The organism is Kineococcus gurbantunggutensis, assembly GCF_050871925.1.
Taxonomy (GTDB): Bacteria; Actinomycetota; Actinomycetes; order Actinomycetales; family Kineococcaceae; genus Kineococcus.
Window position 1 is genome coordinate 1 of the sequence record NZ_JBJLSG010000272.1, and the last position, 3,415, is coordinate 3,415.

Here is a 3,415-nt window from a genome sequence, read left to right on the forward strand (position 1 = left end):
GCCGCTCGGCCCGGCGCAGCGCGTCGCGCAGCCGCTGCACGACCGGCCCGGAGACCTGGCCGCGGGTGACGTACCCCTCGAGCACGGCCAGCGCGCCGGGGGGGGGGGGGGGGGGGGGGGCGGCCCGGGGGGGGGGGGGGGGGGGGGGGGGGGGCGGCGCCGCCGCCGGGGCCGAGGCGGGCGGGCCGCCGGAGACCACCGAGCCGGTCGTGCTCACCGTCGCCTGGTGGGGCGGGCCGGCCCGCGCCGAGGCCACCGAGAAGGTGCTGGCCCTGTACACCGAGGCGCACCCCAACGTCACGTTCAAGACGCAGTGGCAGGGTTACAGCGGCTACTACGACAAGATCAACACCTCGGCGGCCGGGCGCAACGCCCCGGACATCATCCAGATCGACAACCGCGCCCTGCGCGAGTACGCCAACAAGAACCTCATCGCCGACCTCACCCCCTGGGTCGGCGGCACGCTGGACACCTCCCGCGTCGACCCCAAGCTGCTGGCCACCGGCCAGGTCGACGACAAGCAGTTCGCGCTCCCGCTCGCCTCGAACACCCAGGCGATCGTCGTGGACGCCACCGTCCTGCAGCCGCTGGGCCTGCTGCCCGCCGAGACCGGCTGGGCGACCTGGGACGAGTTCGCCGCCTGGGCCACCTCGGTCACCGGCGCCTCCGGCGGCGTGTGGGGCACCCGCGACGAGAGCGCCAACCTCAACTTCCTGGAGCACTGGCTGCGCCAGCAGGGCAGGGAGCTCTACGACGGGCAGGCCCTGGGCTTCGGCGCCGGCGAGCTCACCGAGTGGTTCTCGATGTGGTCGGACCTGCGCGACGCGCGCGGCGCCTCCCCGGCGGAGGTCACCCAGCCGGCCAACGCCGGGGACATCTCCAAGAACACCGTCGCCACCCAGCAGACCGCGGCCACGTTCTCCTACGACAACCAGCTCACCGAGCTGGCCAAGGCCACCGACCACCAGCTGCAGCTGGTGCCGCTGCCCGGCGACCCCTCCGGGGCCTACTCGCGCCCCTCGCAGTACTTCACCGCCTACGCGCGCGGGAAGAACGTCGCCACGGCCGTGGACGTCATCGACTTCTTCGTCACCGACCAGGGCGCCGGCGCCGCGCTGGGCACCGAGCGCGGCCTGCCGCCGGACCAGGCGGTGCGCGAGGCCATCAGCGCCTCGTTCACCGACCAGCTCAAGTACGTCGTCGCCTTTGACGAGCGGGTCACCGCCGCCGGCGGCGACACCCCGCCCGTGCCGGCGCAGGGCGACTCCGAGATCGGCAAGCTGCTCACCTCCGCGGCCGAGAACGTCGCCTTCGGCCGCGCCGAGGGCCCGGCCGCCGCCGAGGAGTTCGTCTCGCAGGCCACCTCGGCGCTGGAGCGCGCGGGCAGCTGAGCGCCGCCCACCGGACCGACCCCAGGGACAGGAGCGTGACCATGGCCGACACCGCCCGCCGGCCGCCGACCGCGACGGCGGCACCGCCCGCCGGGCGCCGCCCGGCGTGGCAGCGCCCCGGCAGCCGGGAGCGGCGCGCGGCCGTGGCCGGGTACACCTTCCTGCTGCCCTGGTTCGTCGGGCTGTTCGGGATCACGCTCTTCCCGATGCTGTACTCGCTGTACCTGAGCTTCACGGACTTCGACCTGCTCCAGGAGCCGCAGTGGGTGGGCCTGGAGAACTACGTCCGGATGCTCACCGACGACCCGCAGTACTGGAACTCCGTGTGGGCGACGTTCCTCTTCGCCGTCGTGTCGGTGCCCCTGAAGCTGGCGGTCGCCCTCGGCGTCGCGCTGCTGCTGTACCGCGACCGGCGCGGGGTGGGCGGCTACCGCGCCCTGTTCTACGTGCCCTCGCTGCTGGGCGGCAGCGTCGCCATCGCCATCGTGTGGCAGACGCTGTTCGGCGGGCAGGGCGCGATCAACGAGGTCCTCGCCCTGGTGGGGATCGAGGGCCGCAGCTGGATCACCAACCCCTCCACCGCGCTGGGGACCCTGGTGCTGCTGGCGGCGTGGCAGTTCGGCGCCCCCATGGTCATCTTCCTGGCCGGCCTCAAGCAGATCCCCGCCGAGCTGTTCGAGGCCGGGGCCCTGGACGGGGCCGGGCGCTTCAAGCAGTTCTGGCACATCACCCTGCCGATGCTCTCGCCGGTGCTCTTCTTCAACCTGGTGCTGGAGACCATCGCCGGCTTCCAGGGCTTCACCGCCGCGTTCGTCATCAGCGGTGGCACCGGCGGGCCGGCCGACTCCACGCTGCTGTACACGCTGTACCTGTACCTGCGCGGGTTCGGCGACTTCCAGATGGGCTACGCCTCGGCGATGGCCTGGGCCTTCCTGCTGGTCCTGGGCCTGATCACCGCGGTCGTCTTCCGCAGCGGCTCGCTGTGGGTGCACTACGCCGACGAGGGTGAGCACTGATGACCACCTCCCCGAGCACGCTGGCCTCCGCCCCGGTGCTGCCGCAGGCGCCCGGCCCCGGCCGCCCCCGGTCCCGGCGCCGCGGCGGCCTGCTCGCCCACGCCGTCCTGGTCGCGCTGCTGGTGGTGGCGCTGTACCCCATCGCCTACATGGTCGGCACGTCGTTCAAGTCGCCGGCCGAGATCGTCAACAACCTCGACATCTGGCCGGAGACCTTCACGCCGGGCAACTACGCCGAGGGCTGGTCGGGCATCCCCGGGGTCAGCTTCGCCCGCTTCTTCGCCAACAGCGTCGTCGTCTCCGTCGGCGTGGTGGTCGGCAACGTCGTCTCCTGCGCCCTGGCCGCCTACGCCTTCGCCCGCCTGCGCTTCCCGCTGCGCGGGCTGTGGTTCGCGCTGATGATCGGCACGCTGCTGCTGCCGCACCACGTGCTCGTCGTCCCGCAGTACGTGCTCTTCAACGCCCTGGGCTGGGTCAACACCCCGCTGCCGCTGATCGTGCCGAAGTTCCTGGCGACCGACGCGTTCTTCGTCTTCCTCATGGTCCAGTTCATGCGCGGCATCCCGCGCACCCTGGACGAGGCCGCCGCCATCGACGGCTGCGGGCCCTTCAGCACCTTCTGGCGCATCGTGCTGCCGCTGACCAAGCCGGCCCTGGTCACCACCACGGTCTTCTCGTTCATCCAGACCTGGAACGACTTCTTCTCCCAGCTGGTCTACCTCAACGACATCACCCGCTACACGCTGCCCATCGGGCTGCGCCTCTTCCTGGACTCCACCGGCCAGAACGCCGTCGGCCCCATGTTCGCCATGTCGGTGCTCAGCCTGGTGCCGGTCTTCCTCTTCTTCCTCGTCTTCCAGCGCCTGATCGTGGAGGGCATCAACACCAGCGGGATCAAGGGGTGAGCGCGCGCGGCGCGGCCGGGGGGGGGGGGGGCCCCCCCCCCCCGCCTGCCACCCCCCCCCCCCGCCGCTGACGGGTGACCCAGCGGCGGCGGGCCGCGCCGTC

At 72.7% G+C, this 3,415-nt stretch carries 3 protein-coding genes; all 3 read left to right on the forward strand.

Translation table 11 applies throughout. From position 1 onward, the window contains the following. Window positions 1-1,391: ABC transporter substrate-binding protein (locus ACRYR7_RS24800; RefSeq protein ID WP_432575009.1), on the forward strand; the 1,391-nt coding region annotated here is incomplete at its 5' end. Between the two features lie 41 nt (window positions 1,392-1,432). Continuing rightward, window positions 1,433-2,407: a carbohydrate ABC transporter permease gene (locus tag ACRYR7_RS24805; protein ID WP_432575011.1), complete on the forward strand. Its 975-nt coding sequence runs from the start codon at window positions 1,433-1,435 to the stop codon at window positions 2,405-2,407. Then, the gene (locus ACRYR7_RS24810; protein WP_432575012.1) at window positions 2,407-3,312 is read left to right on the forward strand and encodes a carbohydrate ABC transporter permease; all 906 of its coding nucleotides are present in this window, start codon (window positions 2,407-2,409) and stop codon (window positions 3,310-3,312) included. Before ACRYR7_RS24805 ends, ACRYR7_RS24810 begins: the two co-directional genes overlap by 1 nt. Window positions 3,313-3,415 lie beyond the last annotated feature (103 nt).